The 20,235-nt window shown below is 58.8% G+C and carries 16 protein-coding genes and 1 pseudogene; 6 read left to right on the top strand and 11 right to left on the bottom strand.

Going from position 1 to position 20,235, the window contains the following annotated elements:
- Positions 1 to 18 precede the first annotated feature (18 nt).
- Positions 19 to 264: pseudogene (locus AC4LE2_RS20580) on the top strand (IS30 family transposase); the annotation flags it as partial.
- Between the two features lie 40 nt (positions 265 to 304).
- On the opposite strand, the gene AC4LE2_RS20575 reads toward AC4LE2_RS20580, so the two are convergent.
- The 7 genes from AC4LE2_RS20575 to AC4LE2_RS20545 form a co-directional block, all read right to left on the bottom strand.
- A complete protein-coding gene (locus AC4LE2_RS20575) occupies positions 305 to 2,767 on the bottom strand; it encodes a type III effector HrpK domain-containing protein (protein WP_491827907.1) in 2,463 nt (820 codons plus the stop codon).
- Positions 2,768 to 2,876: 109 nt separating this feature from the next.
- Complete coding sequence (locus tag AC4LE2_RS20570) at positions 2,877 to 4,007, bottom strand: DUF1501 domain-containing protein (protein WP_491827906.1); 1,131 nt, start codon at positions 4,005 to 4,007, stop codon at positions 2,877 to 2,879.
- 14 nt (positions 4,008 to 4,021) lie between these two features.
- The gene (locus AC4LE2_RS20565; protein ID WP_491827905.1) at positions 4,022 to 5,326 is read right to left on the bottom strand and encodes a DUF1800 domain-containing protein; all 1,305 of its coding nucleotides are present in this window, start codon (positions 5,324 to 5,326) and stop codon (positions 4,022 to 4,024) included.
- Positions 5,327 to 5,645: 319 nt separating this feature from the next.
- The gene (locus AC4LE2_RS20560; RefSeq protein WP_491827904.1) at positions 5,646 to 6,110 is read right to left on the bottom strand and encodes a periplasmic heavy metal sensor; all 465 of its coding nucleotides are present in this window, start codon (positions 6,108 to 6,110) and stop codon (positions 5,646 to 5,648) included.
- The gene (locus tag AC4LE2_RS20555) at positions 6,107 to 6,529 is read right to left on the bottom strand and encodes a hypothetical protein (protein ID WP_491827903.1); all 423 of its coding nucleotides are present in this window, start codon (positions 6,527 to 6,529) and stop codon (positions 6,107 to 6,109) included. Before AC4LE2_RS20555 ends, AC4LE2_RS20560 begins: the two co-directional genes overlap by 4 nt.
- Positions 6,526 to 7,101: an RNA polymerase sigma factor gene (locus AC4LE2_RS20550; protein WP_491828195.1), complete on the bottom strand. Its 576-nt coding sequence runs from the start codon at positions 7,099 to 7,101 to the stop codon at positions 6,526 to 6,528. The genes AC4LE2_RS20555 and AC4LE2_RS20550 overlap by 4 nt, the downstream gene beginning before the upstream one ends.
- A 73-nt stretch (positions 7,102 to 7,174) precedes the next feature.
- Positions 7,175 to 7,462: a YXWGXW repeat-containing protein gene (locus AC4LE2_RS20545; protein WP_491827902.1), complete on the bottom strand. Its 288-nt coding sequence runs from the start codon at positions 7,460 to 7,462 to the stop codon at positions 7,175 to 7,177.
- Positions 7,463 to 7,612: 150 nt separating this feature from the next.
- On the opposite strand from AC4LE2_RS20545, the gene AC4LE2_RS20540 reads away from it, so the two are divergent.
- On the top strand, positions 7,613 to 7,948 hold the full coding sequence (locus AC4LE2_RS20540) for a DUF2845 domain-containing protein (protein WP_491827901.1): 336 nt from the start codon (positions 7,613 to 7,615) through the stop codon (positions 7,946 to 7,948).
- A 39-nt stretch (positions 7,949 to 7,987) separates the two neighbouring features.
- On the opposite strand, the gene AC4LE2_RS20535 is transcribed toward AC4LE2_RS20540, so the two are convergent.
- Together AC4LE2_RS20535 and rep are read right to left on the bottom strand one after the other, a co-directional pair.
- Entirely contained in the window at positions 7,988 to 8,563 is a 576-nt protein-coding gene (locus AC4LE2_RS20535; protein ID WP_491827900.1) for a xanthine phosphoribosyltransferase, read from the bottom strand.
- A gap of 14 nt (positions 8,564 to 8,577) precedes the next feature.
- Positions 8,578 to 10,587, bottom strand: a complete 2,010-nt coding sequence (gene rep, locus AC4LE2_RS20530; protein ID WP_491828194.1) for a DNA helicase Rep — start codon at positions 10,585 to 10,587, stop codon at positions 8,578 to 8,580.
- 236 nt (positions 10,588 to 10,823) lie between these two features.
- On the opposite strand from rep, the gene AC4LE2_RS20525 reads away from it, so the two are divergent.
- The gene (locus tag AC4LE2_RS20525; protein WP_491827899.1) at positions 10,824 to 12,497 is read left to right on the top strand and encodes a putative bifunctional diguanylate cyclase/phosphodiesterase; all 1,674 of its coding nucleotides are present in this window, start codon (positions 10,824 to 10,826) and stop codon (positions 12,495 to 12,497) included.
- A 32-nt stretch (positions 12,498 to 12,529) separates the two neighbouring features.
- Here AC4LE2_RS20525 and AC4LE2_RS20520 read toward each other — a convergent pair whose 3' ends face one another.
- Complete coding sequence (locus tag AC4LE2_RS20520; RefSeq protein ID WP_491828193.1) at positions 12,530 to 13,930, bottom strand: NorM family multidrug efflux MATE transporter; 1,401 nt, start codon at positions 13,928 to 13,930, stop codon at positions 12,530 to 12,532.
- Positions 13,931 to 14,052: 122 nt separating this feature from the next.
- Between AC4LE2_RS20520 and AC4LE2_RS20515 the strand changes: the two genes are divergently transcribed.
- Complete coding sequence (locus AC4LE2_RS20515) at positions 14,053 to 14,973, top strand: LysR substrate-binding domain-containing protein (RefSeq protein ID WP_491827898.1); 921 nt, start codon at positions 14,053 to 14,055, stop codon at positions 14,971 to 14,973.
- A gap of 144 nt (positions 14,974 to 15,117) precedes the next feature.
- Positions 15,118 to 17,103, top strand: coding sequence for a methyl-accepting chemotaxis protein (locus AC4LE2_RS20510; RefSeq protein WP_491827897.1), 1,986 nt, complete (start codon positions 15,118 to 15,120; stop codon positions 17,101 to 17,103).
- Between the two features lie 4 nt (positions 17,104 to 17,107).
- On the opposite strand, the gene hglS is transcribed toward AC4LE2_RS20510, so the two are convergent.
- The gene (gene hglS / locus AC4LE2_RS20505) at positions 17,108 to 18,496 is read right to left on the bottom strand and encodes a 2-oxoadipate dioxygenase/decarboxylase HglS (RefSeq protein ID WP_491827896.1); all 1,389 of its coding nucleotides are present in this window, start codon (positions 18,494 to 18,496) and stop codon (positions 17,108 to 17,110) included.
- Between the two features lie 242 nt (positions 18,497 to 18,738).
- On the opposite strand from hglS, the gene amaB reads away from it, so the two are divergent.
- Complete coding sequence (amaB, locus tag AC4LE2_RS20500; protein WP_491827895.1) at positions 18,739 to 20,229, top strand: L-piperidine-6-carboxylate dehydrogenase; 1,491 nt, start codon at positions 18,739 to 18,741, stop codon at positions 20,227 to 20,229.
- The last annotated feature ends 6 nt before the right edge of the window (positions 20,230 to 20,235 follow it).

Here is a 20,235-nt window from a genome sequence, read left to right as displayed (position 1 = left end):
AGGACCCAGAAGACCTAAGTGGCGATTTACTTCTGTGATCCGCATAGCCCATGGCAGCGCGACAGTAACGAGAATATCAATGGCCTGATTGGTCAGTACCTGCCCAAGGGCACGGATTTGCCGAAACACAGCCAGCAGGACCTCGACGCTATTGCATATCGCCTGAACATCCGCCCTCGCAAGCGCTTCGATTTCAAATGTCCGATTGAAGTCATTACCGAGATAATAGGCATGTACCATGATTCGCCTACTTTAATTCAGTAATGGTGTTGCACTTAGACCTTGAAACCGTCAACTATAAAATTCAATGTGCTTTAGGGATCCCAAACTGCTCTAGGGTAGGATCTATATTATTGTCGAACGTTTCTTGCTTCTGATGTTTTTTTATTGCATCAATAATAGCCTTGATACCGAAGCCAATTCCAAGTGCAGCGTCGATTGCCCATCCAATGGGCCCAGCAGTCGCGCCAATGCTTGCAGCAACTGCTGCACCAGCAGCCTCACCTGCTACCATACCAACGACGCGGCCGGCCACCGCCCCGGCCATACGTCCAAGGCCAGCGGAGGCATCTGTCCCCATGGCTTTTGCGGCAACGTTGTAGCCTAACTTCCCAAATTCAGCCGAGCCTCGGACGCCATCGTAAATCGCTTTGGCCGCGTTAGCCTTATCTCCATTTTTGAGATATGCCGAAACTGTTAATAAATTCGCCACGCTCAGCCCCGCATGCCCTACAGCAGCGATCTTGCCAAGACTACTTAGCCCGCTACCTGATGTTTTTTTCTCAATATTGTCACGCAGTTGAGTATACATTTGCTTACCAGTCATTTTGTTTACGTCGGAATTCTTAGGAAGTGTTCCGGCGGATTTTAATGATTTTAGTACGTCCATACCTTGATCAGTTGCAGTTAACGCTTTCAAAGTAGCGGCAGCATAGTCTTCTCTTGCCCCTGCTGTAGCCATATGTGGGATGGCTTCTGCGTAAGCGGACATTTTACTATCTACCTTAGACAAAACATTCTTTACATCTGAATCTTGATTTGCCAGCAACGAACTTCTTGCCATCTCCCCGTCTAGAAAGTTTTTTTGGAAAGATTTTTCGATTTGGCTTTTTAACTCAGGCCTAGAATTGACAATATCCGAAATGCTAGGTACATTTTTGGTGCCCTGTAAGTCACGGTGCATTTGCAACTCAGCACTTAGCTTCCCAATAGCTTTACTATAATCCACTGGCTGCCATTCTCTGGGTGGTAAACCTTCATTTTTCTTGGCCGCGTGAACTCGAGCAGCTTGCATATCTGCGATCAATGATTCGCCTGATGCCACTTCTTTATAATGTTGATTTACTGCATTTTTTAGGTTTGGATCGCTGGCAATCATTAATTGCTCTTGCTGAGGAACAGATTTATCCAGATAAGTTTTAACTTCCGGATCGGCTTGCAGTTGAGAAATTCGTGCTTGCAAAGCTTTGGCAGTATCGTCAATGTCGCGCAGGTCGCTACCGCCTTCTACTTGCTCTAAAGTTTCCTGAAGTTTTATCATTACTGCGGCTTTTTGTTCCCCGCTATATTGGTTAGGGTTTTTGAAGACATTTTCATTAAGCTTGCTAATATCAACATGCGCTACTGCGTTGCGTGTGGCTGCATCGCTCATCATCGAAGAAAATTCTGGTCCATTCCTAGGTGCCTGAGTCTTGATCCACTCATCAATATTATTGGTACTGATGTTTTCGTCTGCGTTGTGCAATGCAAGCTCCTCACCTTCAAAACCGCCTTGATCAAGCATGTGCAAAAAGCCAGGTTGGGCAAAAGTCTTGGCGCTTTGTGTCAAAGCCGGTGATAAGCCTGGATTTCCTAAACTCAATCCTTCCAGCGCATCGCCGGTTATATATTTATCTACTTCTCCATCCTCATTCAAAGCCCCAGCTTTTGCCAAAGGTTCATTAGCTCGCAACAGAGCAGCAGAGCGGACCATTGCTAACGACTGTTCATCTGCCCCTGGGTTTTCTTCTTTGTAATCTTCAATATCATTACTTGCTGACTCTGCTGCATTTTTCATATTATTCACAAATGCATCGTAGTCGCCATCGGAAATGTTTCCGTCTGGTTTGCCGCCATGCAACCCAGTATCCAACGCTCTTTTTAAAGCAGGATTGTCATCGATGAATTTTTTCGCTTTTTGCGCGTTAGCCCCACCGTCTGCAGCCATTTGCGCCGCCGCCACTGGCCGATTTAGTTCTTTTGCAGCCTGTTCGCGCTTATCTACAGGTAAGTCTGCTACCAATGCATCGTATTTTTCCAATTCTTCAGGGGAAGAGTATTTGGAGTTATCTAGGAAATCCGTTTTTGAGCTTTTGCTTTTATCGGAAGCTTCAATTGGCTTATGTGTGGCGAAGCTTTTAGGTGTTTCATGGGTTTTCACAGGGTTTGAATTTTCGGCGTCATTCAGACTTGAAGCTTTCTGCGATTTTGGGGCGCCTGAGGCTTTTGAACTTTCATCGATAAAATCTTGAAGTTTTGCTATTAGGGCCTCTAATAGCCCTTGTAGTTTAGAATCGGACGTTGTGAGGCCTGAATGATCCCCTTTGTTTTTGGGTTGTACGGCGGGGCTGTGACTATTTGTGAGGTCTCCGAACCTTATATTATTTCCTGGAGAGTTTTTAATATTTTCTTTTTCAAAATTAGGCTTTAAGTTTTCTGGTGGAATGAAACAGCTATTGTTTTCAAAAAAATTGCTATTTAGCTCTCGACCGGTATTTTTTATTTTCATTATGTAACTCCTGGTTTTTTGGAAATAAGTAAATCGGTAACTAATCAATCCATAGGCGTATTTAATAATGCATCGCCTGATAGGTTCTTGCCGGATGTGATGGCTCTATTCAGGCCCTCCCGAATAGCCGCCCATAGCCAGACGGCTCCGCCGTGCCTGGAAGTACACGCTCGGCCACCACGTTGTTGTTTAGACCCAAGTGTTGAGTCAGTACTGCACTGCACAATGCACGCAGGTCGTTGGCAGGGTAGAGATCACGGTCCTGATATAGCCTGGCCAAGGTTGGCCAATCCCCAAGCCAACGGCTGCCTTTGAGGTTACCGCTGGCTAATAACGCAAGGCTGCCGGTGCCATGGTCAGTACCGCCACTGCCGTTGTGGCGAACGGTGCGACCGAACTCGGTCACCACCAGTAATGCAGTGTTGCGCCACTGCTCAGCGAGGGTTTCGCGCAGGGAAACAATGCCTTGGGCTAGGATCTCCAACTGCGTTCCCAGCCGACCGCGCTCTGCGCCCTGGCCTACATGGGTATCCCAACCGTCGAGTTCGAGGCTGGCCAGACGCGCCTCGCCGCGCAGGAACACACCTGCTTGCCGGCATAACGCAGTGAACGCTTGTGCGCCACGACTGTTCACTTGAGCCCCACGAGTTGCGTGGTCAAGACTGCCCGCCAGTAAAGCGTCGTTGGCGTACATTCTCGCGACCCTGGCGAGGAAGTCTTGGTTAGCTTGAGGCAAGGTACTGGGCGACCATGATTCGCTGTGCAGCGGTCCCCGCAGGATAAACGGCACGCTGTCGCCGATAGCCATCGCCTTTGCGCCTGGCAGGGCCGCCAAGGTTCTATTGAGCCAGCCACTCTCTAGCCCGTGCGGTTGGGTCGCGCCACTCTCAAGTACGTCTTGTGCATCAAAATGTGATCGCTCTCGATAGGGGGTAGCGCAGGCTGGCAATAACACCAATTCACCGTTTTGCCACAGTGACAGCAACGGTTGCAGTGCGGGATGCAGGCCGAAGGTGTCATCCAGCTGTAAGGTAGCGTCGGGTTGAAGGGCCAGATCACCGCGTAACGCGGCGTAACGCGGATCGGTGTAGGGCACTAGCACGCCCAGGCTGTCCATGCCGCCACGGAGTACGATCACCATCAGACGCTTATCGCCAGCGGCCATTGCCAGCCTTAGCGGTAGCAGACTAGTGGCCCCTAGCAGCGCACTACCTAGCATGAAACGGCGTCTATTGAGCATAGTCGAGTCCTCAATCAGCGGCGTTGAACCGCAGGGCTGGCAAGCAGGAGGCCCATGGCGTCCTTCCCACTTTCAGCGCCGCCAATGGTTTGATGGGCATGCTCGTCCAGTAGCGGACCAAGCGCACGCTCGGCCAATGCCAGCAGTCGCTCAAGCGCGGGCAAGCGTTGGGCCAGGCGGTAGGCCCAGTCGACCCGCCTGGTTATGGCGTCAGAGCTACTCCACGCGAAGGTGTTGTCTTCCTCACCAGCCGGCGAAGGTGCCTGAAAGGGCAGGGCATCCAGAGCCTTGAGCCATTGCAGAAGTTGCGACAATGGTGGCTCGAAATTTGTTAAACGCAGGCTGGCCACGACGAACTCATAGGGCGGACGAAACTTTTTCAGTGTGGGTGTCCAGGCGTCGTCGGCCTCGATCAGTGTGCGGGTGACTACCTGCAGGTCGCCCTCGCTGTCACGCCAGGCACGGGTTAGCCGTTGCACCAACGCTGGAGGTGGTTGGTCGGCCACAAAATAAGTAGCCAGCTTGGTACATAGGTGCTGGGCTGTGGCCGGATGGTGGGCAAGCAGTCGCAGCGCTTGGACGCCCTCGGCTTCGCCTGCTTCGGGGACAAGCATCCCGAGCAGCGTCTTGGGGCCAGGTTGATGCAGGGCAGGTATAAAGGAAAAGCTACCCGACGCGCTGCCGCGGCGTTGCAGTGACCAGCCTGTGAGTATCTGGGCCAGGGCAATGACGTCGTCTTGGCTATAGCCACCCTTCACCCCAAGGGTGTGCAGTTCCAGCAGTTCACGGCCGTAGTTCTCATTCAGACCTTTGCCGCGACGACGTCCAGCAGGTGAGCGGTCGCCGAGGGAACGCGCGTTGTCCAGGTATATCAACATGGCAGGGTGGCGCGCGCTGGCCAGCAGCATCTCTTCGAATCGGCCGGTGAGGTGCGGGCGCACCGCTTCTACTTCATAGCGGTTGACCAGCCCAGGCAGAGCAGGGCGGCCCTTAACCGATACACAGAAGTGGTTGCTCCAGAACAACAGCAGGCGTTCGATCAAAGGCGTTTCACTGCGAACCTGAACCAAGCAACGGGTGGCAGATTGCTCGCGATATAAGGCGAACTGTGCCTGATGCTCAGCCTTGCGCTGGGCAAGGTCCACGCTTGGAGGTGCTGGCCAGGGGTGTTCCGCGAAAGCAGCCAGGGGCGCTGGCACCGTTTGCGCGAGAAGTTGTGCTAACAGCCAGCCACGAGGGTCATTCGCAACGCCAGATGGCACCGTACTGCGAGGGCCGAGGCCAAAACGCTGTTGGGCAAGGTAAGAAGCAGTGATCATTGAATTGATAATCTCCTGGCCTCAATACACCCGCCAATGTCCGGGCATCCACACCCATTGGCCGCCGCGCCACCGATAGTCGCCACGCGCCCAGTGGTAGCCAGGGGCTGGTACCGCTGGCGTTACCTCTACCAATGGCGGTGGGCGTCTCGGGCGAGCCGGTGCAACTACGCAGGCAGAAAGAGACAGTGCGATTAGGGTGCTGGCAAACGCCGCCTTGACGGGTGAAATCATAGAGCGGTCCTCAGGGCGCCAAGCGCCTCAGTCAGGAAGTACCTGTTTGAACGCGCTTAAATAGGAAAACCCGTCGTGCCGCTTGTCAGTTCCGTCCTTCTTGCAGGCCTGGCCGCTTTGGGCCAAGGGTGGCGGCTATAGAGCGTCGCTCGTCTTCGGCCAGACCGCCAAGAAATGCTGCCAGGGTGGCCTCTACTTGAGCGCGCAAAGCGATGTCGGCATCACGGGCCTTTGCCATGCTGGATGCCAATGCGGTGTTGTCGAGCTGGGGGGCGCGCAGTTCAAGCATTACCTCACGTCGCGCCTGGCGTCCTGCGACGATCAGTTCGTTGTTGGCATGCCGTGTCTGCGCCAATCGCGTCTGCAGGTTAGCGCGCTGAGTGGGCGGCAAGCGCTCTATTAGCCGGTGCAGGCCTGGGCGGCTGGGCGGCATGGCATGGGTCTGCTGATGCCACGCGTAGCCCGCCCCGGCGATACCCCCGATGAGAAACACGTTAACTAGCAGCGACGTGATCAACAGCGCCCTGGGCCGGTGGGCAAGTATGCTCATGGGACAGGCGACTCCTTGGGCAGGTCGAAAACGGTATCATTGCCATCAAATACACTTGGCAAACCGTCGTTAGGTATCGACGGGGCGTTAGCGCACACCAGCATGCCGGCCATCACGCCGGCCAGTGCGGCGCCAACGAATCCAGCGGAAGACCACCAATGGCCCAAATGGCCCCACCAGGGGCGTAGGTGCTGCCCGCCCGCTGATTGTGCAATACGCCGCGCCACAGCCGGGGCTACGGTCGGCACCGGATGCTGGTCCAACTGCTGATCGAGCCAGGCAGCATCCGCCAGGGCTGCATGGAGGTGGACATCGCCAAGGGCTAGCAGCGCCTCGGCAGCGGTCCGTTCAGCGTCAGGCCACCGCTGTGGGTCAGCGCCATAGGCACTGATGAGCTGGGCAAAACGGTCTGGCGTCATGGCAACTCACCTCGCTGTTCAGGAGCGACATCAATACTGACTAGCACTCCTCGCATGTTACGTCGTGCACGGGCCAACAGGCTTTCGAGAGCCTCGACCCCAATGCCCATCAGCGCTGCCGCCTCGCGGTTGGTCAGCCCCTGATAGTACTGCAGCACTAAGGCTTCGCGTTGCCGTGGCGGCAGTGCCGCCAGGGCGCGCGTCATTACATGACGCTTGTGGTTATCCGCCAGGGCGCGCTCTGGGGTGGCGGCATCATCGGCCAGTGTCAGGTGCTCATTGAGCAATGGCTGTTCTCGGCGTCGACGCAGGCGGTCATGGCACAGGTTCAGCGCTACCCGATGCAACCAGGTATCGAAGCGGGCCTCCCCCGTGCGCCAGCCGGCTGCGTGTTTCCAAACTCGCAAGAAGCTCTCTTGGGCGACGTCTTCGGCTTCATGCATATCGCCCAGCAGCCTGTTAGCCAAGGACAGCAGGCGCGGCAGCTTGCGCGCAACCATCTGTTCGACGGCCCTCGGATTGTTATCTGCCACCTGACGAAGCAACTCAAGGTCTGGATCCTGGTCGCTCACAGTGCCTGCCTTGGTAATATCCGCCATCGCGTATCAACGGGACATGAGATCAGACTACCGGCCATGGATTGGTTCAACCCCGCCAATGGCCTGGCATCCACCGCCAACTGGGGCCGCGGGCTCGCCAGTGACCTGGCACCCAGACCGCACCAGGACGGCTTATTACCCAACGGCCCCCGACCCACAGGTAGCGCCGGCCGTCCCAGGTCCAGTGGCCACGGTCCCAGGCATAGCCCATGCGAGGCGGGGGTGGTGCTTCAAAACGCAATGGCGGCGGCGCCTGTTCGATTATCACGGTAGCATGGGCGTGGCTGGACACGCTGGACAGCAACAGCAGCAGTAGCCAGAGGCGTGAACGCATAAGGTCTCCTTCAGGGCGTCGACAATGCACGGGTCGTTCAATTGAACGGCGCTGGGAAGAAAATCCGTCGCAGATATATTTGGTATGGATCAAGGCCTATCGAGCCATGTTTACTGCTTGGGAACAGGTAAGCCTTGAGGCCTACCAAAAATGACGGGGCGAACCATAAATCTTCCGGCTATGTCTCTAAAAACACTAGGATTTTTCCTCGCTGTCCTTGCCTTGGCGGGCGTCCACAGCCCTTCGTATGCGGCGATGCGCTGCGGAACCGCCTTGGTTTCAGAAGGCAGCTCTACCTACAAGGTGGAGCAGGCCTGCGGTACACCTGCACACCGGGAGGTCCTTCCCGCGGTTCAACGCCAACCTCGGGCCAAGCACAATCATGCCGCTGCGATCGAGCGGTGGGTATACGGGCCAAGAAATGGCGCTACCTATGAGCTTAAGTTCATTGATGGAAAACTGGTCAACATAAAGTCATCGCGCTAATAGCGCGCCGCACCTCTAGTGGGCCGCCCTGTGCAGCCCTTACTCCTGCAAAAAAGCCACCTCACCGCCTGCCAGCGATGCCACCCGCGCCAAGGACTCAACCCGGTAACCCTGCTCATCGAGCTGGGCGCGGCCGCTCTGAAAGGATTTTTCGATCACAATGCCGATGCCTACCACGGCCGCGTTGGCTTGGTGAATGATAGAGATCAGTGCCTGGGAGGCACGCCCGTTGGCCAGGAAGTCATCGATGATCAGCACACGATCATCCTGGTTCAGGTGACGAGGCGAGACGGCCACGGTGCTTTCGGTCTGCTTGGTGAACGAGTACACCGAAGCCGTTAGCAGGTGCTCGGTCAGGGTGAGGGACGCGTGCTTGCGCGCGAAGATCACAGGCACCCCCAGGCAGAGGCCTGTCATGACTGCCGGGGCGATACCTGAGGCTTCCAGCGTGACGATCTTGGTGATACCCAGGCCCTCAAAACGGCGGGCGAACTCTTCGCCAATGGCGTGCATCAGGGCAGGGTCGATCTGGTGGTTGAGGAAGGCATCTACCTTCAGTACCTGATCGGACAGCACGATCCCTTCTTCTCGAATCTTGGCATGCAAGGCTTGCACAGGGGTTCCTCGTCTCAACGCTTGAGCATGGCGCGGATATCGGCCAGTGCATGGTTACCCCGGGCGGCTTTAACCTCCACGGGGGTGTCTTGCAAACCTTCCCACGCCAGGTCGTCGGGGGGCAGTTCGTCCAGAAAGCGGCTAGGCGAGCAGTCGATGATTTCACCGTATTGCTTGCGTTTGGCCGCGAAGGTAAAGGCCAGGGTTTGGCGGGCGCGGGTAATACCAACGTACGCCAGGCGCCGCTCCTCTTCGATAGTGTCGGCCTCGATGCTGGAGCGGTGGGGCAGGATTTCTTCTTCCATGCCCATGATGAACACATACGGGAACTCCAGCCCCTTGGACGCGTGCAAGGTCATCATTTGCACGCCATCGGCGCCTTCTTCTTCCTCTTGCTGACGCTCCAGCATGTCGCGCAGCACTAACTTGCCGATGGCGTCCTCAATGGTCATGTCGCCGTCCTCGTCTTTTTCGAGGGTGTTTTTCAGCGCTTCGATTAAAAACCAGACGTTACCGATCCGGTACTCAGCGGCTTTGTCACTGGAGCTGTTCTGGCGTATCCAGTTTTCGTAATCGATGTCTGTCACCATCGTACGCAGCGCCGCAATAGGGTCGCTTTGCGTCACGTTGTGGCGTACGCCATCCATCCAGCGCTTGAAGCGCTGCAGCCGGTCAACGAAGCGAGTGTCGAGGTGTTCGCCCAGGCCTAGCTCGGCGCTGGCGGTGTACATGGACACGCGCCGCTCGGTGGCATAATTGCCGAGTTTTTCCAGGGTAGTGGAGCCGATCTCCCGCCGGGGTACGTTAATCACCCGCAGGTAGGCGTTATCGTCATCGGGGTTTACCAGCAGGCGGAAGTACGACATCAAGTCTTTTACCTCCTGCCGGGCGAAGAAGCTGGTACCGCCACTGAGCCGGTAGGGGACCTGGTGATGCTGGAGCTTTAGCTCGATCAGCTTGGCCTGGTAGTTGCCCCGATACAGGATGGCGAAGTCGGAGTAGGGGCGGTCGGTGCGCAGGTGTAAGGTGAGGATCTCCATGGCCACGCGCTCGGCTTCGGCGTCCTCGTTCTTGCAGCGAATGACCCGGATCTCATCGCCATGGCCCATTTCACTCCACAGCTGCTTCTCGAACGCATGGGGGTTGTTGGCGATCAGGGTGTTGGCGCAGCGCAGGATGCGGCTGGTGGAGCGGTAGTTCTGCTCAAGCATCACCACCTTGAGTGAGGGGTAATCCTCTTTGAGCAGCATCAGGTTTTCGGGCCTTGCCCCTCGCCACGCATAGATTGACTGGTCGTCGTCGCCTACCACGGTGAACTGATGACGAGTACCGATCAGCTGTTTCACCAGCAGGTACTGGCTGGCGTTAGTGTCCTGGTACTCATCCACCAACAGGTAGCGCACACGGTTTTGCCATTTTTCCAGGATGTCTGCGTGCTCCTGGAACAGCTTGACCGGCAGGAGTATCAGGTCGTCGAAGTCCAGCGCGTTGTAAGCCTTGAGCGTACGTTGGTAGGCGGCATAGACGACGGCGGCCGTTTGCTCCTTTGGGTTGCGGGCATTGGCCAGGGCCTCAGGTGGCAGCACCAGGTCGTTCTTCCAGCCGCCAATCATGTGCTTGATATCGTCCGCACCGTCGTCGCCGGCATACTCCTTTTGCATGATGTCCGTCAGCAGGGCTTTGATATCGCCCTCGTCGAAGATCGAGAACCCCGGCTTGTAGCCCAACCGTGCGTACTCTTTGCGGATGATGTTAAGGCCCAGGTTATGGAACGTAGATACCGTGAGGCCTCGGCCTTCGCTGCCGCGCAGCAGGCTGGTGACCCGCTCTTTCATTTCACGGGCGGCTTTGTTGGTAAAGGTCACGGCGACGATGTACTGCGCGCGCATGCCGCACTGTTGCACCAAGTAGGCGATCTTGCGGGTGATGACGCTGGTCTTGCCAGAACCCGCGCCGGCCAGCACCAGCAGGGGGCCACCCACATAGTTCACGGCCTCTTGCTGCCTGGGGTTGAGCCGAGACATAGGTACCCGAGGGGTTATAAAAAGGTCGCGCATTTTAGCAGGCCGGGCGTTATCTGCCGTAACCGTCTCTCTGCCCTCTATGTTTTTTTGGAAAATTTGTTACTTTGCTTGTACGTGTCTTCGAAGTTGTACAGCGTGACCGGTGCGGATGGCCTGCGACAGCGCATGGCTACCCCAAACGGCGGCTGGCGCTAGGCGCTTTGTTTGCTGCTTCGTCATGCCCTTAAGGAGCCTGCTTGTCTACGCTCACCGAACCCATGCGGCTGCTGCTTATTGGATCTCAGGATTGGGAGGCGGCATTACGGGAGTGTCTACCGTCCCTCGGCGATACCTGCACGATCACTTGCGCGCCTGAGTGGGGCGCGCCATGGGACGGCCCATTGACCGAGCAGGAAGGCTTGCTGGTGGTGCTGGCCAGCCCCGATGCACAGCCCCCGGCCGGGCGGTGTGCCTGGCCACAGGTATTGCTGCTGGATCAAGAGCCCGAGGATACCCCTGTCGGCGTCAGTGACTGGCTGGTGCGCCAGGCCTTCAACGCTGATGGTTTACGGCGCTGCCTGCGCCATGTGCGCGAGCGCAACGCGCTACTGACGACCCTTCAGCGACTCACCGACCTGGACACCCTCACCGGTATCGCCAACCGCCAGGGCTTCCTCACGCTGTTGGCGGCGCGTCTGGCAGGGGACGATGGGCGTGGCCTCGCCCTCGGCCACCTGGACCTGGACAACTTCCGCCATGCCAACGATTGCCTGGGGTACCAGGCAGGTGACCGCTTGATCTTGCAGGTCGTGGCCAGGGTGAAGGCCCAGCTGGCGCCAGGGGACCAACTGGCCCGGCTGGGCGGGGATGAATTTGCGCTACTGATCGATACGCGTCGCGACCCTCAGCGCGCTGAGCGCCTGGCCGAGCGTATCGTAGAGGCCTTGGGCGATCCTTACTGGGTCGATGGCGAAAGCCTGTTGATCGGCTGTAGCCTGGGCATTGCCCACGGCCACCTGCGTATCGACCCCGACCCGCTGATGTGGCATGCCCATATCGCCATGCGCCAGGCCAAGAACGTCCAAGGCTGTACCTTCCATGTCTTCAACGAACGGATCAACCGGCATGCGCGTAGCGTGGCCGATTTGGAAGGGGAGCTGCGCCGAGCCCTGCGTCGTGATGAGTTTGAACTGCATTACCAGCCACGCCTGGATTTACAAGGGCAGCAGATCGTTGGGCTAGAGGCACTGGTGCGCTGGCGGCACAGTGAACGCGGGTTGCTGCCGCCCAGTGAATTCATCCCGCTAGCCGAACAAAGCGGGCTTATCGTGCCGCTGGGCTATTGGGTGTTGTCACGCGCCCTGGAAGACATGCAGCATTTGTTGCAGGCCGGCATAGCTCCGCTGCATATGGCCGTGAACCTGTCCTTCCGGCAATTTCAAGACAGCCAACTGCTCAGCACGCTCAAGCGGTTGATTACCGAGCGAGCCATCGACGCCAGTTGGCTGGAGTTCGAGCTGACTGAAACAGCGGTGATGCGCCGCAACGATCAGGTGCGTCATACGATGGACGCCTTGGGGCGGTTGGGGGTGCGCTTCTCTCTGGATGATTTTGGCACAGGGTTTTCATCGTTCGTACACCTGAGCAACTTACCCATCGCCCTGCTGAAGATCGACCGCAGTTTCGTGGCCAACATGGATGCGCGTGCAGAAAGCCGGCAATTGGTGAAAGCCATGGTCAACCTGGCCCACAACCTTGGCCTGCAAGTGGTGGCAGAGGGCGTGGAAACCAAGCAGCAACTGAGCGAGCTGCAAGCCTACGGCTGTAGCCAGGTACAAGGGTTTTTAATCAGCCGCCCCTTACCGTTGCCCTTGCTGCTGATGTACTTGCAAGCCCAGCAACGGGCCAATGCCCAGCGCAGCCTGGCCTAAGGCGCCTACCTGCCAACGCCGCCGATTGATCGCTACCCCTGCGCCTCCAGGTTTACGGCATGAGTTGTGCTGATAGGTGGGCTCAAGCGCTTCATTTTTATCTCGAACGCGACCGTGAGGCTAATGGCCGCGCATGCCAGACCAAGCGCCAGGCCCCACCACACCCCGACCGCGCCCTGGTTGAGCTCAAACCCCAGCAGCCACGCAGCAGGCGCGCCTATCACCCAGTAACAGGCCAAGCCCACCAGGAAGGTCAGGCGCGCGTCTTTTAAGCCCCGGATGGCGCCCATGGCTACGGTTTGCACGCCATCGAACAGCTCAAACCACGCCGCTACCGCGAGCAGACGCAGGGCCAAGGCGAAAATATCGGCGAAGGCAGGGTCCTGCCCCTCGATGAAGAGGCCTATCAAGCGTTCGGGTACCAGCCATAACACCAGTGAAAAGCTCAACATAATGGCTGCGCTGAAGCCAATACCGATCCGCCCAGCCTTGAGCACTTGGCCTACGTGGCCGGCGCCGTAGTGGCGGCCAATACGCAAGGTGACGGCATAGGACAATCCGGCGGGCACCATGAACGCCACCGAGATGATCTGCACGGCAATCTGATGAGCGCCCAGTGGGGTTTGCCCCATGTTGCCCATGCACAGTGCCGCGAAGGCAAACAGCCCCACTTCTACTGCATAGGTGCCGCCGATCGGCAGGCCCAGGCGCCACAGCTCTCTGAGTGACGTGGTGCATGGCCGCATAAGCCCCGTCAGAAACGGATACGCTGCAAAACTTTGCTGATGGTTGAGGTAATAGGCCAGGGTCAACCCCATCAAGGTGGCCACGGTGGCGGTGACCAACCCGATACCCGCCAGCCCCAACGACGGCAGCCCAAGCCAGCCGTCGATCAGGGCCAGGTTCAGCACCAGGTTGAGCAGGGTAGCGCCTACGCTGATGACCATCACTGGCGTGGCATTGCCCACTGCACTGGTAAACCCTCTAAGCGCCATGAAACTGAGCGAGCCGGGCAGAGCAAAGGCCAGTACCTTCAGGAATTCACTGGCTGCGGCGACGTTTTCCGGGGTTTGGCCCAAGCGCACCAGTAGGGGCGGTAGGTTCCACAACAACAGACCGCCAACCAGTGCCAGCCCCCAGGCCAGCCATAACCCTGCCTGAGTGAGCCGGGTCACGCCCGCCGTGTCGGCGGCGCCATGGCGGATGGAAACCAATGTGCCCACCGCGGCAATCACGCCGATGCAGAAGATGGACACGAACGAGTAGCTGGCAGCACCCAAACTGCCCCCGGCCAGCGCCTCGGGGCCGAGGCGTACCATCATCACGGTGTCGGTAAGGATCATCAGCATGTGGGCCAATTGCGAGGCGACCAGCGGCCCGGCCAAGCGCAGCAGGGCATTGATTTCGGAGCGGGCAGTTAAAGGCATGGGCAGGACAAGTATGAGTCGAAACCGCGATTCTGCGCCTTGAACCGTCCTTCAACAAAAGGATAATAGCGATCACTGGCATGAGTTTTACTCATGCTGTTTCCTGTTCGTTACGGGGTTTGGTATCCATGGCGCGTCGACTGCCACCGCTCTATGCCTTGCGCGCCTTCGAAGCGGCGGCGCGGCATTGCTCTTTCACCCGCGCCGCAGAAGAGTTGTCCATTACTCAAAGCGCGGTCAGCCGTCACATACGCACGCTGGAAGACTATTTTGGTTGCCGGCTGTTTCTGCGCGCGGGCCGTAGCCTTGCGTTAAGCGAGTCGGCGCGGTTGATTCTGCCGGGTATCCGGGAAGGGTTTTCGTCGCTGGAGCAAGCTTGCGCTGCCTTGGCGGCGGAGGATGGCATTCTGAGGATGAAAGCACCCTCCACCCTGACCATGCGCTGGCTGTTGGCGCGGCTCAGCCGTTTCCGTCATTTGCAGAGTGGCAACGAGGTGCAGCTCACCAGCGCTTGGATGGACGTGGATGCGGTGGATTTCAACCTGGAGCCCTTTGACTGCGCCGTGCTGCTGAGCAACGGTAATTTTCCACAAGACTGGGAAGCCACCTGGCTGTTCGATGAGTTGCTGATCCCAGTCGGCGGCCCGGAGCTGGGCAGCCAGGCGCCTTGGGATGCCAACCGGCTGGCGCGCGCCGAGCTGCTTCACCCCACCCCCGACCGCCGTGATTGGCGCAGTTGGCTGCGCCACATGGGCTTGGATGGGCACATTGCGCTCAGCGGCGGCCAAGTGTTCGACACCCTTGAGTTAGGCATGATCGCTGCGGCGCGAGGCTATGGAGTATCCATCGGCGACCTGTTGATGGTGGCCGAAGATGTCGCGGCGGGCCGCTTGAGCTTGCCGTGGCCCACAGCGGTTGCCAGTGGGGAGAGCTACTATCTGGTATGGCCCAGTACGCGACCTGGCAACGAACGTATCCACAGGCTCAGTGACTTCCTGCGAACCGAAGCGGCCACGATGCAACTGCCGGCGGTTACGCTTTTGCGCTAGCGGGGTGAAATAACCTGGCGCCTTGCTCAAGTAAAAGCCGTTGCCGCCGAACTCTTGGACAGGGATCCGATAGCCAGGATCCAGTTCTTTTAATACGCGCCGGAGGTTTGAAGCTGGCGCGTTCGGTATACGTCTGGAGCTAGCATGACTCAACCCCGCGCTTTAATCGCCAAGCAGCTTGGCATTGCAATAGCCTTTGTACTGGTCGTGGTTATCAGCGGGAGTACGGCGTTTGCCCTGCGCTCCCTTGACCAGGCCAACCTCACGACCCGTGAGCAGCACATGGCCAGCGAAGCGCGGTTGTTGTCTGATCAACTCGATACCTTCCATAGCACCCTGCGTGAAAGCACGCAGCGCCTGAGCGGGTTGTTCGAGTCCCGTTTCGCTGAAGGGCTGAGCGTGCATCCAGAGGCACCGGTGACCATCTCCGGCACCTCAACTCCTGGCCTGTGGCTGGGCGATGAGGTACTGAACAACAACCTGAGCGAGGTGGATGACTTCCGTAAAATGACCGCAGGGGTTGCCACCGTCTTCGTACGCAGTGGCGATGACTTCGTACGCATCAGCACGTCGGTCACCAAGCAGGACGGCAGTCGCGCCATCGGCACTCAGCTCGACCATGCCAGCCCGGCTTACCAGCGCCTGCTGGCAGGGCAAAACTATGTGGGGGCGGCCGCGCTGTTTGGGCGCAACTTCATGACCCAATACACCCCGGTGCGTGATGCCGGCGGCAAAGTGATTGCCGTGTTGTTCGTAGGCTTCGATTACACCGACGCGCAAAAGACACAGTTCACGAACCTGGCGCAGTTCCGCATCGGCGCCAGCGGCTCCCTGGCCTTACTGGACGCTCAACATCAGTGGCTGGTGCCTCCGGCAGGCGTGAAGCACCTGGATGTCGCAGCCAAGGCTATTCCTGATGAAAGCGCCGACAACAAGAAAGGCCGTTTCTGGAGCGATGGTGAGAGCGAGTACTACTCCGTAGCCGTACCGTTCGCACAGGGCCCCTGGAATGTCGTAGCGACCATGCCACTCGAAGAGCTGCGCGAAGTCACCTGGAATGTGGGCACCAAGCTGGTATTAGGTAGCTTGCTGGCAACGGTCCTGGCAGTCGTCGCGGCCATGGTACTGCTACGCCGTCGGCTCAAGCCGTTGGGTGATTTGGTACGCCAGGCCGAAGCGTTGGGCGCCGGTGATCTGGAAGCGCGCTTGGTAGTCGCCGGTAACGATGAAATTGCCCAATTGGCACGCAGCTTCAACCAGATGGGCGATGCCTTGGCCACCATGGTGCGTCATATTCGTACAGCGGCCGGGCAGGTGAGTGACCGCGCCCAGGCGCTGTCCGGGCTGTCCTCGGGCGCTTACGACGGCATGGAACACCAAAGCGGCGAAATCACCAGCATGGCCGGTGCCGTAGAGGAGTTCAGCGCCACCTCCCTGAACATTGCCGACAACATGAGCGAAACCGAGCGCGTTGCCCAACAGAACGCCGAGCACACCCGTACTGGCCGTACCTCGATGGAGCAGGCTTCATCCTCCCTGGAGCAAATTGCCGGTGCCCTTAGCGATACCGCCAAGGTGATCGATACGCTGGGCCAGCGCTCGCAGGAAATCGGCGGCATCGTAGGCGTGATCACGTCCATTGCCGAGCAGACCAATCTGCTGGCGCTGAACGCGGCCATTGAAGCAGCCAGGGCCGGTGAGCAAGGCCGTGGGTTCGCGGTGGTTGCCGATGAGGTGCGCAGCCTGGCCTCGCGCACGCGTCAGGCCACAGACGAAATCTCGTCAATGATTGCCAGCATCCAGCAGCAAACCGGCCAGGCGATCCAGACCATGGAGCAGGGCAACACGCTGATGCAGGAAGGGCTGGCGCGTAATGCACGTGTGGCTGATGCACTTTCCCGTATCGATGAGCAAAGCCGCATGGCGGGTCAGCAATTTGCCGCTATCTCTACCGCGACCCAGGAGCAGAGCGAAACGGCGACCCTGTTGAGCAGCAACCTGCAGAGCATTGCCTCCGCCAACAGCGAGCAACGCGAAGTGGTGTCCAACCTTGCGGTGACCGCACGCGACCTCGAAACCCTGGCCGCCGACCTGAACCGTGAAGTAGATCGCTTCCGCGTGCGGGGCTGAGGGCTTAGCTCCGTTCAACACCCAACAGCGCGGCGCACGTGTCCAAAGAGCGCTGTTGGGTAAGGGCGTACAGGGCCATCTCGTCGATCACTGGCCGCCCCAAGGCGTGCTCGAACTGTTCGCGGTTGGCATTGCTCCCGTAGTCGCTGCGCGCCTGATCGCCCAAGTTGGATTGGAAGATCCCCGCAGCACTCACCGGTAAAAAATCTTCGTACACGATTGGCTCACAGGCCACATCGCCGGCCGCCACTAAGGCATCCAGCGTACGATCCTGGCCGCCTCGGGCCAGGCCTTGGGCCGTGGGCCGGTAGCGGAACCACGCCAGGCCCTGGCTGCGCATCTGCTCGGCGTCATCGGGAAAGGCCTCGAACGCGGTGTGCAGCAGCGCACCGTAACGCTGCGGGTCACGTTCGGCCGGTACGCCTTCGAGGCCTGAGCGGGCCTTGTCCAATAGTTGGTCGTACAGGGCTCGGCCGGCGGGCGTGAGGGCTGCGCCGCGCTGTTCGATTTCACCGAAGCGGGCACTGTGAGCGCCTTGAACCGTGCCATCAGTACCGCTGAACGCTACCGTTTCCTCCAGGGCCTTGAAGCTGGTTTGGCGAAGCAGTATCGGTTGCTGCCTGGCCGGCGGCCCTTCGATCACCGCCTTGGGGTCGATGCCACGGGTGGGCATCAGGTGCTGTGCCTGATCGATGTCCAAGGTACGAGGCGTCAGGTGATTGATGTGCGGCCCTTTAAACGCCACCACGTCGGCAATCAGGCGGTGCTGGCCATTGAGCTGCTCATACTGCGCCCGGCTGACGGTCGCCTGTTGGTGCCAGCGGAAGGTTTCGAGTGCTTCGGTGACGAACGTTTCCGCTTCGCTAGGCGTAAGGCCGCCTTGCGTTTCGTGGCGCGCGACCAGTGCCAAGGCAGTGGGGGTAAAGATACGCCGACTGGCCAGCAGGCGCCCGGCCATGTCTCGAAGCGCAGGGTCGTCAATCAACTCAAGGCGCAGGAGGGAGGTGAACACCCGGAAGGGGCTGACCTTGAGGCTGTCCTCATGCACCGCCCGAAATGCCGTGGAATGAACAGGCACGCCCGCCGAGGACAGGTCGTAGTACCCCACCGGCTCCATGCCCATGACAGCAAACAGCCTGGCCAGGGTAGCCAATTCTTGCGCGGTGCCTACGCGAATAGCCCCATGCCGTTCTTCATCGAGCCTGTCTAGGTCACCGCCTTCGCGCAGGGCATCGGCCAGTGCCGGCTGGGCTGACAGTGTGGCCTGGTTCACCTGCGCAACCAGTTTCAATAGGTCCCCGTACAGCGGCACTTCGGCGCGGTACATAGTGGACATGGCACGTGAAAACTGCGCGCGGATGCTGTCCGGGCGGGCGAAACCAGAGGAAGGCATGAGGGGCTCCTTGACGTAGGTGGGCACGGCTATATAAGCGGGCACCGCTGCCTACAGGCAAGCGAAAAAAAGTCCCAGGGTCATTCCTGTGTTTCGTGAATAGCACCGGTCACGCGGTTGGCATTGGTAACCATCGAGCGTCATTCCGACAAGGAATGATGTGCTGCCAAATCCTCGCTTGAGGTGCAACCCTTGGCACGGCGACTATCCTTGCATCGCGGTTTAACTTCCGGAGCATTTACATGATTGACGGCTTGCTAGAGCGCCTGGGTGTCCCTGCCTCAGCGTATCGGGACGGGGCGCACCCTGTGCACACCCCCATTGACGGCAGCCAACTGGGCGCTGTTTCCCTGCAAGATAAGGCCCAAACCCAAGCGGCCATTGGTCAGGCCCACGAGGCGTTTCTGGTGTGGCGTAACGTACCGGCGCCCCGCCGTGGCGAGTTGATTCGGTTATTCGCCGAAGTGCTGCGTGAGCACAAGGCCGCGTTGGGGGAGCTGGTATCCGTGGAAGCCGGCAAAATAACCCAGGAAGGCCTGGGCGAAGTGCAGGAAATGATCGACATCTGCGATTTTGCCGTGGGCCTCTCTCGCCAACTCTACGGTTTGACCATCGCCTCCGAGCGGCCAGGCCATCATATGCGCGAAACCTGGCACCCGTTGGGCGTGGTCGGCGTCATTAGCGCGTTCAACTTCCCCGTGGCGGTCTGGGCCTGGAACACCGCGTTGGCGCTGGTGTGCGGCAATACCGTGGTGTGGAAGCCTTCCGAAAAAACGCCGCTCACCGCGCTGGCGTCCCAGGCACTGTTCGATGAAGCCCTCAAGCGTTTCGGTGAGGCCCCAGCCGGGCTGGCGCAGGTGATTGTAGGCGGGCGCGAGGCTGGCGAAGCCTTGGTTGACGACCCACGTGTGGCCTTGGTCAGCGCCACCGGCAGCACTCGCATGGGCCGCGAGGTAGGCCCACGCGTGGCGTCACGCTTCGGCCGCAGCCTGCTGGAGCTGGGCGGCAACAACGCAATGATCCTGGCACCGAGCGCAGACCTGGACCTGGCCGTACGGGGCATTCTGTTTTCGGCCGTTGGCACGGCAGGCCAACGTTGCACCACGCTGCGTCGGTTGATCGTTCACCGCTCCATCAAGGATGACGTGGTCGCACGGGTCAAGGCAGCCTACGGCAAAGTGCGCATTGGCGACCCACGGGACAACAACCTGGTAGGGCCACTGATCGACAAGAGCGCCTTCCAGGCCATGCAAGAGGCCCTTGCCCGCGCCAAGGAAGAGGGCGGCCAAGTATTTGGCGGCGAGCGTCAGCTTGAAGCGCACTACCCTGACGCCTGGTATGTAGCCCCTGCGCTGGTGGACATGCCTGGCCAAAGCGCTGTGGTACGCCACGAGACGTTCGCGCCCATTCTCTACGTGATGGCATATGACGAGTTCGAGCAGGCGCTGGCCCTGAACAACGAAGTGCCTCAGGGGCTCAGCTCCTGCATTTTCACCACTGACCTGCGTGAAGCCGAACGCTTCCAGAGTGCTTCAGGTAGCGATTGTGGTATCGCCAACGTGAACATCGGCACCAGCGGTGCGGAAATCGGTGGTGCGTTTGGTGGCGAGAAGGAAACCGGCGGCGGTCGTGAGTCGGGCTCCGACGCGTGGCGTGCCTACATGCGACGTCAGACCAACACTGTGAATTATTCCCGCGAGCTGCCACTGGCCCAAGGGATTGTGTTCGACTGATACCCC

This window comes from Pseudomonas sp. 9.3L (assembly GCF_058536285.1).
The sequence above is the reverse complement of the archived record's forward strand: the minus strand, read 5'-3'. Positions and strand labels throughout refer to the sequence as shown.